This window comes from Zhihengliuella sp. ISTPL4 (assembly GCF_002848265.1).
Lineage (GTDB): Bacteria > Actinomycetota > Actinomycetes > Actinomycetales > Microbacteriaceae > Microbacterium.
On record NZ_CP025422.1, the window covers coordinates 1,581,363 to 1,596,710 of the forward strand.

General features: G+C 70.8%; 15 protein-coding genes. 11 read left to right on the forward strand and 4 right to left on the reverse strand.

Translation table 11 applies throughout. The features are described 5' to 3' along the window. Nucleotides 1-25: 25 nt before the first annotated feature. The gene (locus tag CYL12_RS07615) at nt 26-565 is read right to left on the reverse strand and encodes a hypothetical protein (protein ID WP_158297122.1); all 540 of its coding nucleotides are present in this window, start codon (nt 563-565) and stop codon (nt 26-28) included. 66 nt (nt 566-631) lie between these two features. Here CYL12_RS07615 and CYL12_RS07620 point away from each other — a divergent pair, with 66 nt between their 5' ends. Both CYL12_RS07620 and CYL12_RS07625 read left to right on the forward strand, forming a co-directional pair. Next, the gene (locus tag CYL12_RS07620; RefSeq protein ID WP_101846933.1) at nt 632-1,216 is read left to right on the forward strand and encodes a TetR/AcrR family transcriptional regulator; all 585 of its coding nucleotides are present in this window, start codon (nt 632-634) and stop codon (nt 1,214-1,216) included. Nucleotides 1,217-1,331: 115 nt separating this feature from the next. Further along, nucleotides 1,332-3,323 carry a primary-amine oxidase gene (locus CYL12_RS07625; RefSeq protein ID WP_101846935.1) on the forward strand — a complete coding sequence of 664 codons (1,992 nt, stop codon included), beginning with the start codon at nt 1,332-1,334 and terminating at the stop codon, nt 3,321-3,323. A 105-nt stretch (nt 3,324-3,428) separates the two neighbouring features. Here CYL12_RS07625 and murQ read toward each other — a convergent pair whose 3' ends face one another. Beyond that, nucleotides 3,429-4,361, reverse strand: a complete 933-nt coding sequence (gene murQ, locus CYL12_RS07630; RefSeq protein WP_101846937.1) for an N-acetylmuramic acid 6-phosphate etherase — start codon at nt 4,359-4,361, stop codon at nt 3,429-3,431. Next, nucleotides 4,351-5,241, reverse strand: a complete 891-nt coding sequence (locus tag CYL12_RS07635) for an N-acetylglucosamine kinase (protein WP_101846939.1) — start codon at nt 5,239-5,241, stop codon at nt 4,351-4,353. Before CYL12_RS07635 ends, murQ begins: the two co-directional genes overlap by 11 nt. A gap of 102 nt (nt 5,242-5,343) precedes the next feature. Here CYL12_RS07635 and CYL12_RS07640 point away from each other — a divergent pair, with 102 nt between their 5' ends. Further along, nucleotides 5,344-6,201, forward strand: coding sequence for a MurR/RpiR family transcriptional regulator (locus CYL12_RS07640; RefSeq protein WP_101846941.1), 858 nt, complete (start codon nt 5,344-5,346; stop codon nt 6,199-6,201). A 23-nt stretch (nt 6,202-6,224) separates the two neighbouring features. On the opposite strand, the gene CYL12_RS07645 is transcribed toward CYL12_RS07640, so the two are convergent. After that, nucleotides 6,225-7,352, reverse strand: coding sequence for a DUF998 domain-containing protein (locus tag CYL12_RS07645; protein ID WP_101846943.1), 1,128 nt, complete (start codon nt 7,350-7,352; stop codon nt 6,225-6,227). Between the two features lie 119 nt (nt 7,353-7,471). On the opposite strand from CYL12_RS07645, the gene CYL12_RS07650 reads away from it, so the two are divergent. From CYL12_RS07650 to CYL12_RS07685, 8 genes are all read left to right on the forward strand, one after another. After that, entirely contained in the window at nt 7,472-8,428 is a 957-nt protein-coding gene (locus CYL12_RS07650) for an AraC-like ligand-binding domain-containing protein (RefSeq protein WP_101846945.1), read from the forward strand. Between the two features lie 240 nt (nt 8,429-8,668). Beyond that, nucleotides 8,669-9,457: a MoaF C-terminal domain-containing protein gene (locus tag CYL12_RS07655; protein WP_101846946.1), complete on the forward strand. Its 789-nt coding sequence runs from the start codon at nt 8,669-8,671 to the stop codon at nt 9,455-9,457. A 107-nt stretch (nt 9,458-9,564) separates the two neighbouring features. Next, entirely contained in the window at nt 9,565-9,987 is a 423-nt protein-coding gene (locus tag CYL12_RS07660; RefSeq protein WP_101846947.1) for a nuclear transport factor 2 family protein, read from the forward strand. 32 nt (nt 9,988-10,019) lie between these two features. Then, a complete protein-coding gene (locus CYL12_RS07665; protein ID WP_101846948.1) occupies nt 10,020-11,186 on the forward strand; it encodes an ABC transporter substrate-binding protein in 1,167 nt (388 codons plus the stop codon). A gap of 84 nt (nt 11,187-11,270) precedes the next feature. Continuing rightward, entirely contained in the window at nt 11,271-12,131 is an 861-nt protein-coding gene (locus CYL12_RS07670; protein ID WP_101846949.1) for an ABC transporter permease subunit, read from the forward strand. Further along, nucleotides 12,118-13,890, forward strand: a complete 1,773-nt coding sequence (locus CYL12_RS07675) for a branched-chain amino acid ABC transporter ATP-binding protein/permease (protein ID WP_101846950.1) — start codon at nt 12,118-12,120, stop codon at nt 13,888-13,890. The genes CYL12_RS07670 and CYL12_RS07675 overlap by 14 nt, the downstream gene beginning before the upstream one ends. Then, the gene (locus CYL12_RS07680; RefSeq protein ID WP_101846951.1) at nt 13,887-14,579 is read left to right on the forward strand and encodes an ABC transporter ATP-binding protein; all 693 of its coding nucleotides are present in this window, start codon (nt 13,887-13,889) and stop codon (nt 14,577-14,579) included. Before CYL12_RS07675 ends, CYL12_RS07680 begins: the two co-directional genes overlap by 4 nt. 109 nt (nt 14,580-14,688) lie before the next feature. Then, on the forward strand, nt 14,689-15,339 hold the full coding sequence (locus CYL12_RS07685) for an HAD-IA family hydrolase (protein ID WP_101846952.1): 651 nt from the start codon (nt 14,689-14,691) through the stop codon (nt 15,337-15,339). Nucleotides 15,340-15,348: the final 9 nt, after the last annotated feature.

The following is a 15,348-nucleotide window of genomic DNA, read 5'->3' on the forward strand; positions in this document are numbered from 1 at the left end:
GCGGACGGCGACTCACGCTCGACGCTCACATCCCGGCGCACATCGCGACGACACCGCCGGCCATCGCCCAGGACTCGACCATCAGCGACCGCACCGCTCCCCCGCGGTGCAGCCGGGGACGGCGCCCCGAGGCCGCGACCGCCCATCCCACGACCCCGAGAGCACCCACCAGCACGAACGCCGAGAGCACGCCGTCGAAGCCATGGCCGCCGTGACCGCTCTGGACCCCGGTACCCGTTCCGAAGGCTGGGGTCGAGGCCGATTCGAACATGCACGCCGCCATCACCAGCGAGCCGAGCGCCCGGTGGCAGCAGGCGGAAGCCGACGGCATCCCGCGCACGCCCATCGTCCCGAGCATGGCCGAGAGCAGCAGCAACGCTCCCACGATGATCCCGCCCAGCGGGTCGAGGGAGCCGGTGGCCATCAGCAGCATCCCGGCGGCCATTACGAGCGCGGCCTGCCGCCCCTGCCACGGCACGGCGCGCCCCGCGGCCAGGCAGGCGACGGCTGACACGAGCGCCGCCACCGCCATCAGCCACGATGCTGCCGGGAGCAGAGGATCCACAGTCGAAGTATATTGATCGAGCGCTCAAAAAAGCGAGACCTGGTATCCATGCGCCAAGATGGGCAGGTGCCCCGCATCGTCGACCACGATGAGCGCCGCCGGCAGATCGCCGAGGCGCTCCTGACCGTGGCTGCACGAGACGGACACGAGAGCGTGTCATCGCGCGCAGTCGCCAAGGAGCTCGGGGTCGCGACCGGCTCGCTGTGGCACTACTTCGACGGCTTCGACGACGTCATCCGCGCAGCCGCCGCCGAGGTGACCCGCCGCACCGATGAACGCATCGCCGCGGCCACGACAGGACTCCGCGGACTCGCCCGCCTGGACGCCCTGATGCGCGAGGTCCTTCCGGTCGACGAGGGAACCCGTACGGAAGCGCGCGTCGTGGTGGGGTTCTGGGGCCGACTCGCCACCCTCGCCCCCACGCCCGACGCCTCCGCCCCGACCCTCGCCACGTGGCAGGGCAGCATCCAGGCGGCACTCCAGGAGGCGGTCGCCGATGCCGAGCTGCGCAGCGACACCCCGACCGACGCGCTGATGGCACTGCTGCGCTCGATCACCTACGGCCAGCAGATCGTCGAGGTCACCGAACCCCAGCCGCCCGCCGCACACCTCGCGGTACTCGACGACATCCTCTCCCCCTGGCGAGCCTGACCCCGCCTCGCACCCTCGCGACCACCCACGGACCCGTTGCTTGTGCGGGGCGCGGTGCCGTCGTATCATCGTGCCAACCCGTTTATTGAGCGTTTGCTCGAAAATAGTGAGGTCGATGATGTCCCACCACGCTCCGCAGCCCGTGTCGATCGAGAAGATCGCGACAGCGCACCCGCACGACCCGCTCACCGGTGCCGAGATCGCCGCGGCGCGCCGCATCCTCGACGCGGCAGGTCTTCTCACCGAGACGACGCGCGTGCCGATGCTGCTGCCTGACGAGCCGACCAAGGAGGAGTTCGCGGCGTGGACTCCCGGCGACCCCATCGACCGCCGGGTCGACGTCACCCTGCTCGACATCGCCACCGGCATCGCGACCGAGGCGATCGTCTCGATCACCCGCGGCGAGGTGCTGCGCACGCACCGCGTGCCGAATGACGCGCCGCCCTACGGACAGCCGCAATACCTGTTCGAGGAGTACGAACGCGCCGAGACCATCGCGAAGGCATCGCCCGAGTGGCAGGCCGCCATGCGGCGTCGCGGCCTCGAGCAGCACATGGCGCTCGCCTTCTGCGGCCCCCTCGCCCCCGGCTACACCGGGCGGGCGGACGAGGTCGGACGCCGAGTGATCCGCTCGCTGACCTTCCTCAAGTACGACGAGCAGGACTCCCCGTGGGCGCATCCCGTCGAGGGACTCATCGTGCACATCGACCTGACCGCGAACACCGTGATCCGCGTCGAGGACCACGGCGACGTGCCCGTGCCGGCAGGCCACGGCAACTACTACCCCGAGACGCAAGGTGCAGCACGCACGACGCTCAAGCCCATCGAGATCACGCAGCCCGAGGGTCCGAGCTTCACGGTCACTGGATCGCTGGTGGAGTGGGAGGGCTGGTCGATGCGCGTGGACTTCAACGCGCGCGAGGGGCTGGTGCTGCACGACGTGACCTTCCAGGGTCGCTCCGTGCTGAGCAGGGCGAGCGTGCCCGAGATGGTCGTGCCGTACGGCGACACGGCACCGGGGCGCTTCTGGATCAGCTACTTCGATGCCGGAGAGTACCTCCTCGGCAAGAACGCCAATCACCTCGAACTCGGCTGCGACTGCCTCGGCGTGATCCGCTACCTCGACGGCTATGTCGCCGACGACCACGGCCACCCCGTGCGCATCCCCAACGTGATCTGCATGCACGAGGAGGACTTCGGCATCCTCTGGAAGCACACCGACCTCTCCGGACGCTCCGACGTGCGGCGCTCGCGGCGCTTCGTCGTCTCGTACTTCTCCACCATCGGCAACTACGACTACGGCTTCTACTGGAACTTCGGTCTGGACGGCTCGATCGAGGTCGTGGCCAAGGCCACGGGCATCGTGTTCGCCGGTGCCGGAGAGCCGGGCGTCCGCCAGAAGCATGCCACCGAACTCGCCCCCGGGGTCTTCGCCCCGGTCCACCAGCATCTGTTCTGCGCGCGCCTCGACGTGGCGATCGACGGCCAGGACAACCGCCTCGTGGAGGTGGACGCGCAGCGGGTGCCGATGGGGCCGGACAACCCGTTCGGCAACGCGTTCACCTGGTCGGAGACGGTGCTGGAGACCGAGCATGCCGCCCAGCGCGAGGCCGACTCCTCCGCCGCCCGGGTGTGGGAGGTGCAGAGCGCCTCGCGGACGAACCATGTCGGCCGCCCGACCGCCTATCATCTCGTCCCGGAGCCGACCGCTCTGCTGATGGCCGACCCCGCGTCGTCCGTCGCGGCGCGCGCGGCCTTCGCGACGAAGCACCTCTGGGCGACCCGGTACGAGCACGGCCAGATCTGGCCCGCCGGGCGCTACCCCAACGCGCACGAGGGCGGCGCCGGCCTCCCGGAGTACACGGCCGACGATCGCCGGATCGACGGCGAGGACATGGTGCTGTGGCACACTTTCGGGCTCACGCACTTCCCCCGCCCGGAGGACTGGCCGATCATGCCCGTGGACTACGCGGGATTCTGGTTCAAGCCCTACGGCTTCCTCGACCAGAACCCGGCCATGGACGTGCCGGAGTCCTCCCAGGCGCACGGCGGCGCGACGGCGACGGCCTCCTGCTGCGGCGGCGACTCCTGCGCCTGCGGGCACTAGCGACCGTCCAGCGGTGCCGCGCCGTCGCGGGTGCGAAAAGGTGCCCCGATCGTTCCCGTCAGGACCGTTTTGCATCCCCCAACCGCGGGGAGAGCGACGACCGACTCAGGTGAGGGCGGCGATCGCGTCGCGGAGGATGCCGTCGGCGTCCGCCAGTGCGGCCGCGGCGGTCTCGGCGGAGGTGCCGGTCGCGAGCAGGAGCAGCGCGAGCTTGACGGAGCCGTCCGCAGCCTCCAGCGCGGCGGACGCGGCGTCGACCTCCACGCCCGCGAGCTGCGACACCGTGCGGATCGAGCGGGCGTGCAGCTTCTCGTTCGTCGCCAGCAGGTCGACCATGACCCCGCGGTACGTCTTGCCGAGCTTGATCATCGAGAGCGTCGTCAGCATGTTCACGACGAGCTTCTGGGCCGTGCCGGACTTCAGCCGCGTGGAGCCCGAGATGAACTCCGGCCCCGTGACGACCTCGATCGCGATCTCGGCCTCCGCGCCGATCGCCGATCCGGCGTTCGAAGCGATCGCCACCGTGAGCGCGCCGAGGCCCCGGGCGTACCGCAGCCCGCCGATGACGTAGGGCGTGCGGCCGGATGCCGAGATCCCCACCACCGTGTCCCGCTCGGTGAGGTCGAGGTCGCGCAGAGCGAGGGCGGCGGCTTCGTCGTCGTCCTCCGCATTCTCCACCGCCGAGCGGATGGCCGTCTCGCCGCCGGCGATCAGCCCCACGACCATCGACGGGTCGGTGCCGAAGGTGGGCGGGCATTCGCTCGCATCGAGCACGCCGATGCGTCCGGCCGTGCCCGCACCGATGTAGATGAGACGCCCGCCGCGGCGGAACCGCGCGGTGATGCCGTCCACTGCCGCCGCGATCTCGGCCGTGCGCCCCGCGACCGCCTCGGGCACGCGCCGGTCCTCGGCGTTCATGCGCTGCACCAGCTCGGTGGTGCTCAACAGGTCGAGATCTCCCCGCTCGGTGGTGGAGGCCTCGGTGTCCAAGCCCGCGAGCTCGGCGAGGAGGGTGGTCAGACGGGAGTCATTCGGCACGGTGCACGAACCTTTCATGGGGGAGGTCGAGGCGACGGGTCAGCAGCAGCGCCCCGTCCATGGCGCCGCCTCGCGCGGGGACGACGCGGCGGCCGCTCGCCTCCAGGGCGCGGGTCAGGGCGGCGCGGAAGCCGTCGTGGTCGGTGAGGCCGCCGTGCACCGCGACGTCCGCGGTCGCCCCAGCGGCCGCGGCGGCCGTCGCGGTGAGGAGCCGCACGGCCTCCTCGACGATCCCGATGGCGATGGGGTCGTCGTCTTCGGCGGCGGCGAGCACGAGGGGCGCGAGGGTCGCGAGGCGGCGGGCGAGGGCACCGTCGGCGGCGAGCCAGGCCTGCACGGCCGAGGGCAGGCCGACCGGCTCGGCGAGCGCCGCGGTGAGAGCGGTGGGCGCCGCCAGCCCGTCGTGGGCACGGAGGACCGCGCGCAATGCCTCCCGGCCGAGCCAGGATCCGCTGCCGAAGTCGCCCAGCTCGGGGCCCCAGCCGTCGACCAGACGCGCTCCGGAGGGGTCGACGCCCAGCGCCACGGCTCCGGTGCCGGCGATGAGCAGCACGCCGGCCGCGCCGTCGAGAGCGCCCGCATGGGCGGTGACCACGTCCGACGCCACGGCCACACGTGCGCCGGTCCGTGTGGCGAGCGCGGCGGCGAGTTCTGCGGCCGCCTCCGGGGCGAACCAGGCGCCGGCAGCCCCCACGCCGAGCGTGTCGATGCGCTCGACATCGTCGAGCAGCGGGAGAATCGCGGTGAGCGCCGCCTCCACTCCGCCCGCCGCGGCAAGGCCCGGCGCTCCGATCCCGGAGCGCTCCCCGGCCGTCGCGCCATGCACGACGAGGCGGCAACGGGACTTGCCGAGATCGACGGTGGCGGTCGTCTCGCTCATCGGCACTCCTCGAATCCGGCGGAAAGAAAGAAAAGCGACTACACAACGCGTAGACTCTCTGAAAAGAATTTACCATCCCGTTCCGCCGTTCCGGAGGATACCGTGAGCATCCAGTCGACGATCGAAGCCGCCGCTGCGACCCTGCCCCCGTCGCTGGCCCGCGTCGCGGCCGCCGTGCGGGAGAACCCGAGCCTCGTGATCGACAAGACGATCAGCGAACTCGCCGCGGAGTGCCAGACCTCGGTCGCCTCCGTCGTCCGGTTCTGCCGGGCCATCGGCTTCACCGGCTACGCGCCGCTGCGCATGGCCCTGGCCACGGAGCTCGGCAAAGAGTCGGCGCAGTTCTCCGCCCGCGGCGCCTACGGCTCGGAGATCTCCGACGAGGACTCCCTGGAGGAGGCCGTCTCCAAGCTCGCCGCTCTCGAACTCCTCGCGATCGAGGAGACCGTCGGCCAGCTCGACTTCGCGGTGCTGACGGCGGCCGTCGCCGCCATCGACGGCGCCGATCGGATCCTCCTCTACGGCATCGGCGCCAGCCAGTTCGTCGCCGAGGACCTCGCGCACAAGCTGCTCCGCGTCGGCCGCAACGCTCACGTGCTCTCCGACCCCCACGAGGCGATCGCCGCCGCCGTGCTCCCCGTGGGGACGACCGTCGCGATCGGGTTCTCGCACGCCGGGTCGACGATCGAGACGGTGCGGTTCCTCGAAGCCGCCGTCACCCATGGCGCGACGACCGTGGCCGTCACCTCCGTGAAGGACTCCCCCCTCGCCCAGGTCGCCGACCATGCGCTGTTCACCGAGGTGCGCGAGTCCACCTTCCGCGCCGGGGCGATGGTGAGCCGGATCGCGCAGCTCGCCCTCGTGGACTGCCTGTTCATCGGCGTCGCCAAGCGCCGATATGCCGAAACGGTCGACGCGCTGCAGCGCACCCGGCAGGCGACACGTCTCCTGAGCGACTGAGGGCCCCGCGGGGCCGACGACCGTCAGATGGTCCGGACGTCCGGGACGGCGAGACCGTCCGCGTGCGTCGCCGGGGTGCCCATCGCCCCGGCGGTGCGCAGGAACACGATGATCCAGCTGAAGATCAGCACCGCGGCGATGAGCTCGACAGCGGTCAGGTTGTAATAGCCGACCGCGAAGAACGCCCCCAGCAGGACGATGACGAGCACATAGGCCCAGCCGAGCCCGACGAAGACCCGCGGGATGCTGCGCACGAACCAGGGCAGGCCGATGACGACCACCGCGAACACCACCGCCATGCCGGTGGCGACGGTGTTGTGCAGAAGGAAGAACTCGTCCACGGGGAAGATGCCGACGCACGCGAGGAAGATCCCCATCAGGATCAGGCCGCCGCGCACGATCGTCCGACCACGGCGGTCGACCGGCTCGTCGACGGGCAGCCCCGCCGTCGCATAGCGGGAGATCGTCGTCACCATGATGCCGGCGATGACGAGGGTGACGTTGAACGCCACCGAGGCGCTGTTGCTGCTCATTCCCAGCGCCGACAGGTTGTCGCGCCACCAGTGCACGTCGCTCGACGCGAGCATCGCCGCGAACGCCCCGACCACGAGGAACACCGCCAGCACCAGCGACAGCACCATGGGAGTCAACGCGACGGCGCTGAGGAACGCGACGTAGCCGGTGAGCGCGAACGCCACCGCGACGAGGATCGCTCCGGGGAACGGGAAGACGGGGGCATCCACGAAACTGCGCTCGAGCAGCTCCGCGATGCCCAGCCAGCCGAGGGAGGCGATCGCGGCGTGGGCGAACGCGATGGCGGCGAGGTCATACCAGCGGAGGCGGTCGCCCGGCACCGCGAACCCGTCTCGGGCGACAGCGGGGTCCGGCGCAGGAGCTCGCACGGCGAGTCGCCCCAGACCGAAGGCGAGGGCAGCTGTGAGCGCGCCGCCGTACGCCGCGAACATGCCGATCGACCCGCTGCCGCTGATCGAGAGCTCCCGCCCCCAGAACGCCGGCAGCGCCACCGCGAAGCCCACCACGAGGAAGGCGGCGCCGACGATCAAGGCCGTCGCCTCGAACACCGCATCCGAGGTGGCGGGACCCCGCACCTGACGGAGCACCCGCAGGATGCGCTGTGCGAGCCTCGACATCGTCCCGTCTTTCACGGACCACATCCTAGAAGGCGCCCCACGCGATCGTTGCCGGTGGTAGCATCACGGAACGGATCGTATACAACGTCGTCGTTCCCACCAGCCCGAGGTGATCAGTCATGAACGGTGCCCTCACCACCCCCGCCGAATCGGTGTCGACCCTCGTCGCGCGCAACATCAGCGAGTTCCGCGCCGCCGTTTCCGAGTCCTTCGTCCCGCTGCAGGTGACCACCGCGGGCGCGGATCAGTTCCGCGGCGTGATCCGCGGCGCCGCGGTCGACGAGGTGCACGTCAACGACATCCGCGCGACCTCGCACGTCGTCGAGCGCACCACCGAGCTCATCGCCCGCGGAGACCGGTCGTACTTCAAGGTGAGTCTGATGCTCGCGGGGACGGGCCTTCTCATCCAGGACGACCGCGAGGCCGTGCTGCAGCCGGGAGACCTGGCCGTATACGACACCGATCGACCGTACTCCCTCGTCTTCGATCAGGACTTCCGCACCATGGTCGTCATGTTCCCGAAGCATCTCATCAGCCTCCCACCGGACATGATCGGGCAGCTGACGGCCGTCCGCATCTCCGGGCAGGAGGGGCTGGGCGGCATGGTCGTGCCGTATCTGACACAGCTCGCCGGGAACCTCGACGAACTCGCGGGCACGACGGGGGCCCGGCTCGCGCACAGCGCCCTCGACCTCGTGACCACCGTGTTCACGCGGGAACTCGGGCTTGACCAGGCCACCGCCGACCCGCACCGCGCCCTCATGCAGCGGATCCGCTCGCACATCGATCGCCACCTGGCCTCGACCGACCTCGGCCCGGCCTCGATCGCCGCGGCCCATTTCATCTCCACCCGGCATCTGCACGGCCTGTTCCAGGAGCAGGGGGTGACCGTGTCGACGTGGATCCGCACGCGCCGCCTGGAGCAGTGCCGCCGCGATCTGCTCGACCCGATGCTCGCCGACCGTCCCGTCGCCGCGATCGCCGCCCGCTGGGGCTTCGTCGACGCGGCGCATTTCAGCCGTGCGTTCAAGACCGCGTTCGGGGTCTCCCCCAGCGAGTACCGCGCCACCCACTGACCCCCTTCCCCTCGCGTCCTTTCCGCCATTCGGGATCACAAACGTCCCGCACCCGGGAGGACGGAGCCGCTGCGGGGGGACGGGGCTTGCCCGGGAGGGCACGCCGGTTGACTCTCGGCGCGGGATGGACGCCGCACGCTTGAGGGCTCCCCGGACCCGGCCGGAGCATGAGGCAAGCGCATCGCGACGACGCGGTGCCCGGGGCGACGAGGCCCCGCCGTGTGCGACGTCAGGACCCTCATGACCGACATCTCCACCGACCCCACTCTGGACGAATGGCGCACGTACGACGAGTTCGCCGCCGGCATCGACGCGTTCCGCCTGCCGAACACGATGCTCGCCGGAACCGCGCTCACGCTCACCCTCGACGACGACACCACGCTCGCGCTCCGCTTCGACGAGGACTCCGTGACCTGGGAGGGACTGGGTGCCTCGGGACGCGACCCGTATGACGCGGTCCGCGTGCGCGACGACGTCGTCTTCGTGAACATCCCCTTCGAGACCCGCGAGCGTGAAGCCCTCACCGTCGTCTTCTCCACCACGACCCACCGCGCCACCGTCATCCGCTCCCGCATCGCCGCCGAGGCCGTCGAGGGCACCCCGCAGGTGGGGCAGGACTTCTGGGCCGCGACCACCGACGCCGGGCCCGCGACCGGCGAGGTCCCCGGTCCGAGCCGCGATCTGATCGGCAAGCGGAACATCTACCGCTACAGCCCCCAGCACCTGTACGAGCACGTCTACGTCTCCAGCCAGCGCTACGCGTGGCAGTGCCTCGAGGGCGTCCAGCGCGGTCACGGCGACATGGACCTCTCCACGGTGTGGAAGTTCGCGGACGGCCTGTACCTGTTCTGCTTCCGCGAGTTCCGGATCGCGGTGGCGAGCGTCTGGCTCCACGACCTCGGCTATCAGCTCATGACGACGGGGATCTTCCTCGGCCTCAACGGCGACGGCGAGTCCGAGCACTCCCGCGCCGGCGGCCACATCTACCCCCTGGGCGCCGTCGCCTACCCGGACGCGCAGCCCGTCTGACCCTTCGACCCTTCGACCCTTCGACCCTTCGACAGGCTCAGGGACCCACCCTTCGACACGCTCGGGGACCCAGACGGGCGCAGCGACCCACCACGGAAAGAGAGCACATGAGCAACGCAGACCTGATCCGCGACCACTACGCCGCCAACGACCGGGGCGACCTGGACGGCATGCTCGCGCCCTTCGCACCGGACATCGAGTGGACCGAGGCCGCGGGATTCCCCTATGCCGGAACCTACATCGGCCCGGACGCGGTCGCCGAGAACGTCTTCGGCCGCATCCAGGAGGAGTGGGACGACTACACCGTCGCGATCGACGAGGTCGTCGACGGCGGCGACGTCGTGGTCGGCATCGGCACCTACTCCGGCACCTACAAGCGCACCGGGCGGTTCTTCGCCGCCCGGGTGGCCCACGTCTGGCGCGTGGCGGGCGGCGAGATCGTCGCCTTCGAGCAGTTCACCGACACGGAGCTCGTGAACCGCGCCCTGCGCGCGCCGTCGATGAGCACCGAGACCCAGCCTTCGAGCTGACAGCACGACCCGAACAGGAGAGGCAGAAGCACATGAACAGACGAGCATCCGGCACCGCGGCGGTCATCGCCGTGGCCGCCCTCGCTCTCGCCGGCTGCGCCGGTGGCGACGGAGCCGGGGGCGACGGTGCCCCCATCGTCATCGGCTCCGTGAACACGATCAGCGGCCCGGCGACGTTCCCGGAGGCCTCGCAGGCGGCTGCCGCCGTCTTCGACGCGTTCAACGAGGACGGCGGCCTGGATGGCCGCATGATCGAGTACAAGATGCTCGACGACAAGGGCGACCCGGCCACGGCCACCGCCTCGGCACGGGAGATCGTGGGCAGCGACGAAGCCGTCGCGCTCGTGGGCTCCGCGAGCCTCATCGAGTGCGAGATCAACGCGAAGTACTACGAGCAGGAGGGCATCCTCTCGGTTCCCGGCATCGGCGTCGACACGGGCTGCTTCGACAGCGAGAACATCTCACCGGCCAACGTCGGCCCGTTCAACGACATGACCCTCACGCTGCAGTACGGCTCCGAGGTGCTCGGACTCGACGACATCTGCATCCTGCTGGAGATCGCCGGCTCCACCCGCCCGACCTACCAGGCCGCGATCGACAAGTGGACCGAGATCACGGGCAAGGAGCCGAAGTACGTCGACGACACCGTGCCCTACGGCGCCTCCGACTACACGCCCTACATCGTCAAGGCCCGCGACCAGGGCTGCAAGGCCCTCGCGATCAACCCGGTCGAGCCGGACGCGATCGGACAGGTCAAGGCCGCGAACGCGCAGGGCTGGGACGACGTGACCTGGCTCTACCTCACGAGCGTGTACAGCGAGAACTTCGCCGACGCGATCGACGACGCGGGTGCCGGCATCTACGTCCCCGCGGAGTTCTACCCCTTCACGGACGACGACGAGATCAACGCGGACTGGCGGACGCTGATGGAGGAGAACGACATCCCCCTCACCTCGTTCAGCCAGGGCGGGTACCTCGCGGCCACGTACTTCATCGAGGTGCTGAAGAGCATCGACGGCGACATCACCCGGGAGAGCGTCTCCGAGGCGCTGAAGGGCATGGACCCGATCGAGAACCCGATGGTCGGGACGCCCTACGCCTTCGGCACGCAGAACACCGCGGGCTGGCCGATCATCCTGAAGTCCGGCACGAACGCCTGGGAGAAGGTCGCCGACGACTGGCTCCGGATCGGCGAATAGTCCCGCGCTTCGACAGGCTCAGCGACCCACCCTGGGTCCCTGAGCCTGTCGAAGGGCCCTCCCCCTCACCAGAAAGGACGCCTGATGCTCCAAGGCGCCATCGCCGGTCTCGCCGCCGGCGGCCTCTACGCCGTCCTCGGCGTCTGCCTCACCCTCATGTCGCGCCTCGTGCGCGTGGTGAACTTCGCCCAGGCCGCCACCGGCATGTTCGGCGCGTTCACCGCCGTGTGGTTCGTGCGCGAGATCGGGCTGCCCATCTGGCTCGGGTCGATCCTCGGCGTCCTCGTCGCGGGCCTGCTCGCCGCGGCCATCGGGTTCATCGCCGCGACGTGGCTGTCGGAGGCGTCGACGACGACCCGCTCGGCCATGACGGTCGGCCCGCTGCTGCTGCTCATCTCCCTGTCGTTCATCCTGTTCGGCAACAAGCCGCAGCCCTTCACCCCGATCATCGCCGGCCCCGCGTTCTCCTTCGGCGGCGTGGTGATCAGCCAGGTGACCGTGGCGACAGTGGCGATGGCCGTCGTCACCGCCGTCGCCGTGCGCATCGTGCTGCGCCGCACCAGGGTCGGCACCCAGCTGCGCGCGCTGTCGGAGCGGCCGACCACGGCGGAGCTGCTCGGCATCCGTTCGCGACCGCTGTCGATCGCCGTCTGGTTCGTCACCGGGATCATCAGCGCCATCGCGATCATCATCGTCGCGCCCTCGCAGTCGAACGACGCCACGAGCCTGTCCATGCTCATCGTCCCCGCTGCGGCGGCCGCGCTCCTCGGCGGCTTCCGCCGGCTCGACCTCGCCGTCGTCGGCGGGCTGCTCCTCGGCGTCCTCGGCGGACTCGTCGCGCAGATCGACGAAGTGGCGCTCGTGCGCAACTTCCTGCCGTTCCTGTTCATCGTCGTCCTGCTGTTGTGGACGCAACGCAAGGAGGTGTGGGATGCCGCTCGCTGACCGCCCCTGGTTCCGGATCACCTGGCCGTTCGCCGTCGCCGTCGTCGGCATCGGCGTGGGCGCGCTCCTCAGCGCCGCCCTTCCCGGCTACTTCGTCTTCCTCGCGATCAGCGCCGTCACGGCCGCGATCGCGATTCTCGGCCTCGGAATCGTCACCGGCTCGGCCGGGATGATCGCCCTGTGCCAGCTCACCTTCGCTGCGGTCGGGGCGTGGATCGTCTCGCTGCTGAACGTCATGCAGGCGCCCGGCGGCTTCCTCGTCTGGCTCGTGCTCGGCGGCGTCGCGGCCGGTCTCGTCGGCATCCTCGTCGGGCTCCCCGCCCTGCGGCTGCGCGGGGTGAACCTCGCGGTGGTGACGCTCGGTTTCGCCGCGGCGGCCGATGTGACGCTCGTACAGATCCAGTTCCCCGGATCCGCGGACGGCATCGCGATCGAGCGCCCGGCGCTGTTCGGGAGCGACCGGGAGTTCTTCTTCCTCTCCATCGTCGTGCTCGCCGTCTGCGGCCTGGCGGTGTTCTTCCTGCAGCGCGGACGGTGGGGCGCGAGCTGGAAGGCCGTCGCGTTCTCCGAGCGCGGCACGGCCGCGGCCGGACAGAGCGTGCGCACCGCGAAGCTCACGGCGTTCGCGGTGTCGGCGGCCCTCGGCGGCATCTCCGGCGGGCTGCTCGCCGGACAGGTGCAGCTCCCCTTCGCCTCGAGCTTCACACCCCTGCAGTCCCTCGCCCTGTACGTGCTGGCGATCATGTCCGGCGCGCACCTCATCGACATGGCCATCTTCGGCGGACTGCTGTGGGTGCTCGTGCCGGAGCTGCTCAAGCGCTGGGGCGTGCCCCAGGACTGGGGCTTCGTCGTGTTCGGCGTGTTGGGGGTGCAGGCGCTGACGAGCGGCACGAACCTCGGCCAGGGCATCCGCAACCTCCTGTACCGACGGGCCGACCGGCGCACGGCCAGCGCGGAGCTCACGGCGCTCCCGCCGGACGCGGGAACCGGTGCGACGGCGATCACCACGACCACGACGGCCACCGTCGACGAGGCCGCCCTCGACGGCGCCCCGGTGCTCACGGTCGACGGTCTGACCGTGCAGTTCGGGGCGCTCAAGGCCCTCGACGACGTCTCGTTCACGGTGCCCGCCGCCTCGATCATGGGGCTCATCGGTCCGAACGGCGCCGGGAAGTCGACCTTCGTCGACGCCATCAGCGGCTTCCTCCCCCAGCATGAGGGCCGCGTGCTCCTCGGCGACCGCGACCTGGCTGGCCTCTCCCCCACCCGGCGTGCGCGACTCGGACTGCGACGGACGTTCCAGCAGGACCGCGTCCCCCCGGCGCTGACGGTGGGCGGCTACGTGCGCTTCGTGGCCAGACGGCGGCTCGCCGCGGCGGACATCGACGAGGTCCTCGCCTTCTTCGGGTGCCCTCCGGCCCGGGCGCGCCTCTCGAGCGTCGACGTCGGCACCCGGCGGCTCGTGGAAGTCGCGGCGAACGTCGCCGCCCGCCCGCGCCTGCTCATCCTCGACGAGCCCGCCGCCGGCCTCTCGCACGAGGAGCATCTGGCGCTCGCGGCTCGCCTGCGTGAGCTCCCGGGGCGCTACGGCGTGGCCCTCATCATCATCGAGCACGACCTGGACCTCGTCCGCTCGGTGTGCCCGACCCTCACGGTCCTCGACTTCGGCCGCGTCCTGGCGAGCGGCCCGCAGGCGGAGGTCCTCGCGAACCCTGACGTCGTCAAGGCGTACATGGGAGAGACGGAGCTGCTGAAATGAGCGAACTGGTACTCGACGGCGTCACGGTGAGCCGCGGCGCCGGGCCGGTCATCTCGGACGTCTCGCTGCGGGTCGCCGGCGGCGAGGTCCTGGCCCTGGTCGGTCCGAACGGCGCGGGTAAGACGAGCCTCATCGAGGCCGTGTCCGGCGTGACCCCGCATTCCGCGGGATCGATCCTCCTCGACGGGGAGCCGATCGACCGGCTCTCCCGGGTGACGCGGGCTCGGCGCGGCATCGTGCACATCGAGCAGGGACGCGCCGTGTTCCCGTCGCTGACCGTGCGCGAGAACCTCTCCCTTACGGCGCGCACCGCCGACGAGATCGGGGCCGTCCTGGCGCAGTTCCCGGAGCTCGAGAAGCGCATCGACTCCCCCACGGCGCTGCTGTCGGGTGGAGAGCAGCAGATGGTGGTGCTGGCACGGGCGTTCGCGGCGAAGCCCCGGGTGCTGCTCATCGATGAGATGTCGCTGGGCCTCGCGCCGGTCGTGTTCCTGCGCTTGATGCCGATCGTGTCGTCGATCGCGGAGTCCGGGGTGGCGGTGCTGCTCGTGGAGCAGTTCACGCAGCTCGCACTCGGCCTCGCGCAGGAGGCGGTGGTCGTCGCCGGCGGCCGTGTGTCGTTCCAGGGTGCGCCGCAGGCCCTCCAAGACGATCCCGCCCTCCTCCACCGCGCCTACCTCGGCGGCTGACTCCGTCGACCCACCCCGTTGCGTTCCTCCCGGCCCCTTGCGCGCGATCGCAAGGGGCCGGGAGGCGCGAAAGGGGGTGGGTCGACGAAGTGGGGGTTAGCCTGAGGGAGTGACCGAGATCCTCCACGCCCGCGCCGCCCTCCTCGACATGGACGGGACCCTCGTCGACTCGACCGCCGTCGTGGAGCGCCTCTGGCTCGCCTGGGCGGAGCCGCACGGAATCGACCCGGAGACCGTGCTCCGCACGGTCCACGGGCGGCAGGGGCATCAGAGCATGGCGATCCTGCTCCCCGAGCGCGACCACGCGATCAACCTCCGCGAGAACGAGGTCATGCTCGCGACCGAGGCCTCCGACGTGGACGGTGTGATCGGCATCGCGGGCGCCGAGGAGCTGCTCGCCGCCCTGCACCCGTTCCCCCACGCGGTGGTCACCTCGGCCAACGTCGCCCTCATGACCGCGCGCATGGGCCAGGCGGGTCTCACCGTCCCCGATCTCGCCGTCACCGCGGAGAGCGTGTCCGCGTCGAAGCCGGACCCGGAGGGCTTCCTCCTCGCCGCACGCACGCTCGGCATCGACCCGGCGGACTGTGTCGTATTCGAGGACTCGGGCGCGGGCATCCAGGCCGCCCACGCCGCGGGCATGCGCGTGATCGGCATCGGCCCGCACGCCGGAGCCCACGCCCCGACGGCGCACGTCGACGACCTCACGCACGTCGCGGTCGTCCCGACCGACGACGGCTTCGAGCTCCGGATCGACTGACGCGCGGGC

Bases quoted from the DNA above. Each gene is read 5' to 3' on its own strand.
- CYL12_RS07625 (WP_101846935.1), top strand. From the start codon at position 1,332: ATGATGTCCCACCACGCTCCGCAGCCCGTGTCGATCGAGAAGATCGCG.
- CYL12_RS07635 (WP_101846939.1), bottom strand. From the start codon at position 5,241: ATGAGCGAGACGACCGCCACCGTCGATCTCGGCAAGTCCCGTTGCCGC.
- CYL12_RS07645 (WP_101846943.1), bottom strand. From the start codon at position 7,352: ATGTCGAGGCTCGCACAGCGCATCCTGCGGGTGCTCCGTCAGGTGCGG.
- CYL12_RS07650 (WP_101846945.1), top strand. From the start codon at position 7,472: ATGAACGGTGCCCTCACCACCCCCGCCGAATCGGTGTCGACCCTCGTC.
- CYL12_RS07655 (WP_101846946.1), top strand. From the start codon at position 8,669: ATGACCGACATCTCCACCGACCCCACTCTGGACGAATGGCGCACGTAC.
- CYL12_RS07660 (WP_101846947.1), top strand. From the start codon at position 9,565: ATGAGCAACGCAGACCTGATCCGCGACCACTACGCCGCCAACGACCGG.
- CYL12_RS07665 (WP_101846948.1), top strand. From the start codon at position 10,020: ATGAACAGACGAGCATCCGGCACCGCGGCGGTCATCGCCGTGGCCGCC.
- CYL12_RS07670 (WP_101846949.1), top strand. From the start codon at position 11,271: ATGCTCCAAGGCGCCATCGCCGGTCTCGCCGCCGGCGGCCTCTACGCC.
- CYL12_RS07675 (WP_101846950.1), top strand. From the start codon at position 12,118: ATGCCGCTCGCTGACCGCCCCTGGTTCCGGATCACCTGGCCGTTCGCC.
- CYL12_RS07680 (WP_101846951.1), top strand. From the start codon at position 13,887: ATGAGCGAACTGGTACTCGACGGCGTCACGGTGAGCCGCGGCGCCGGG.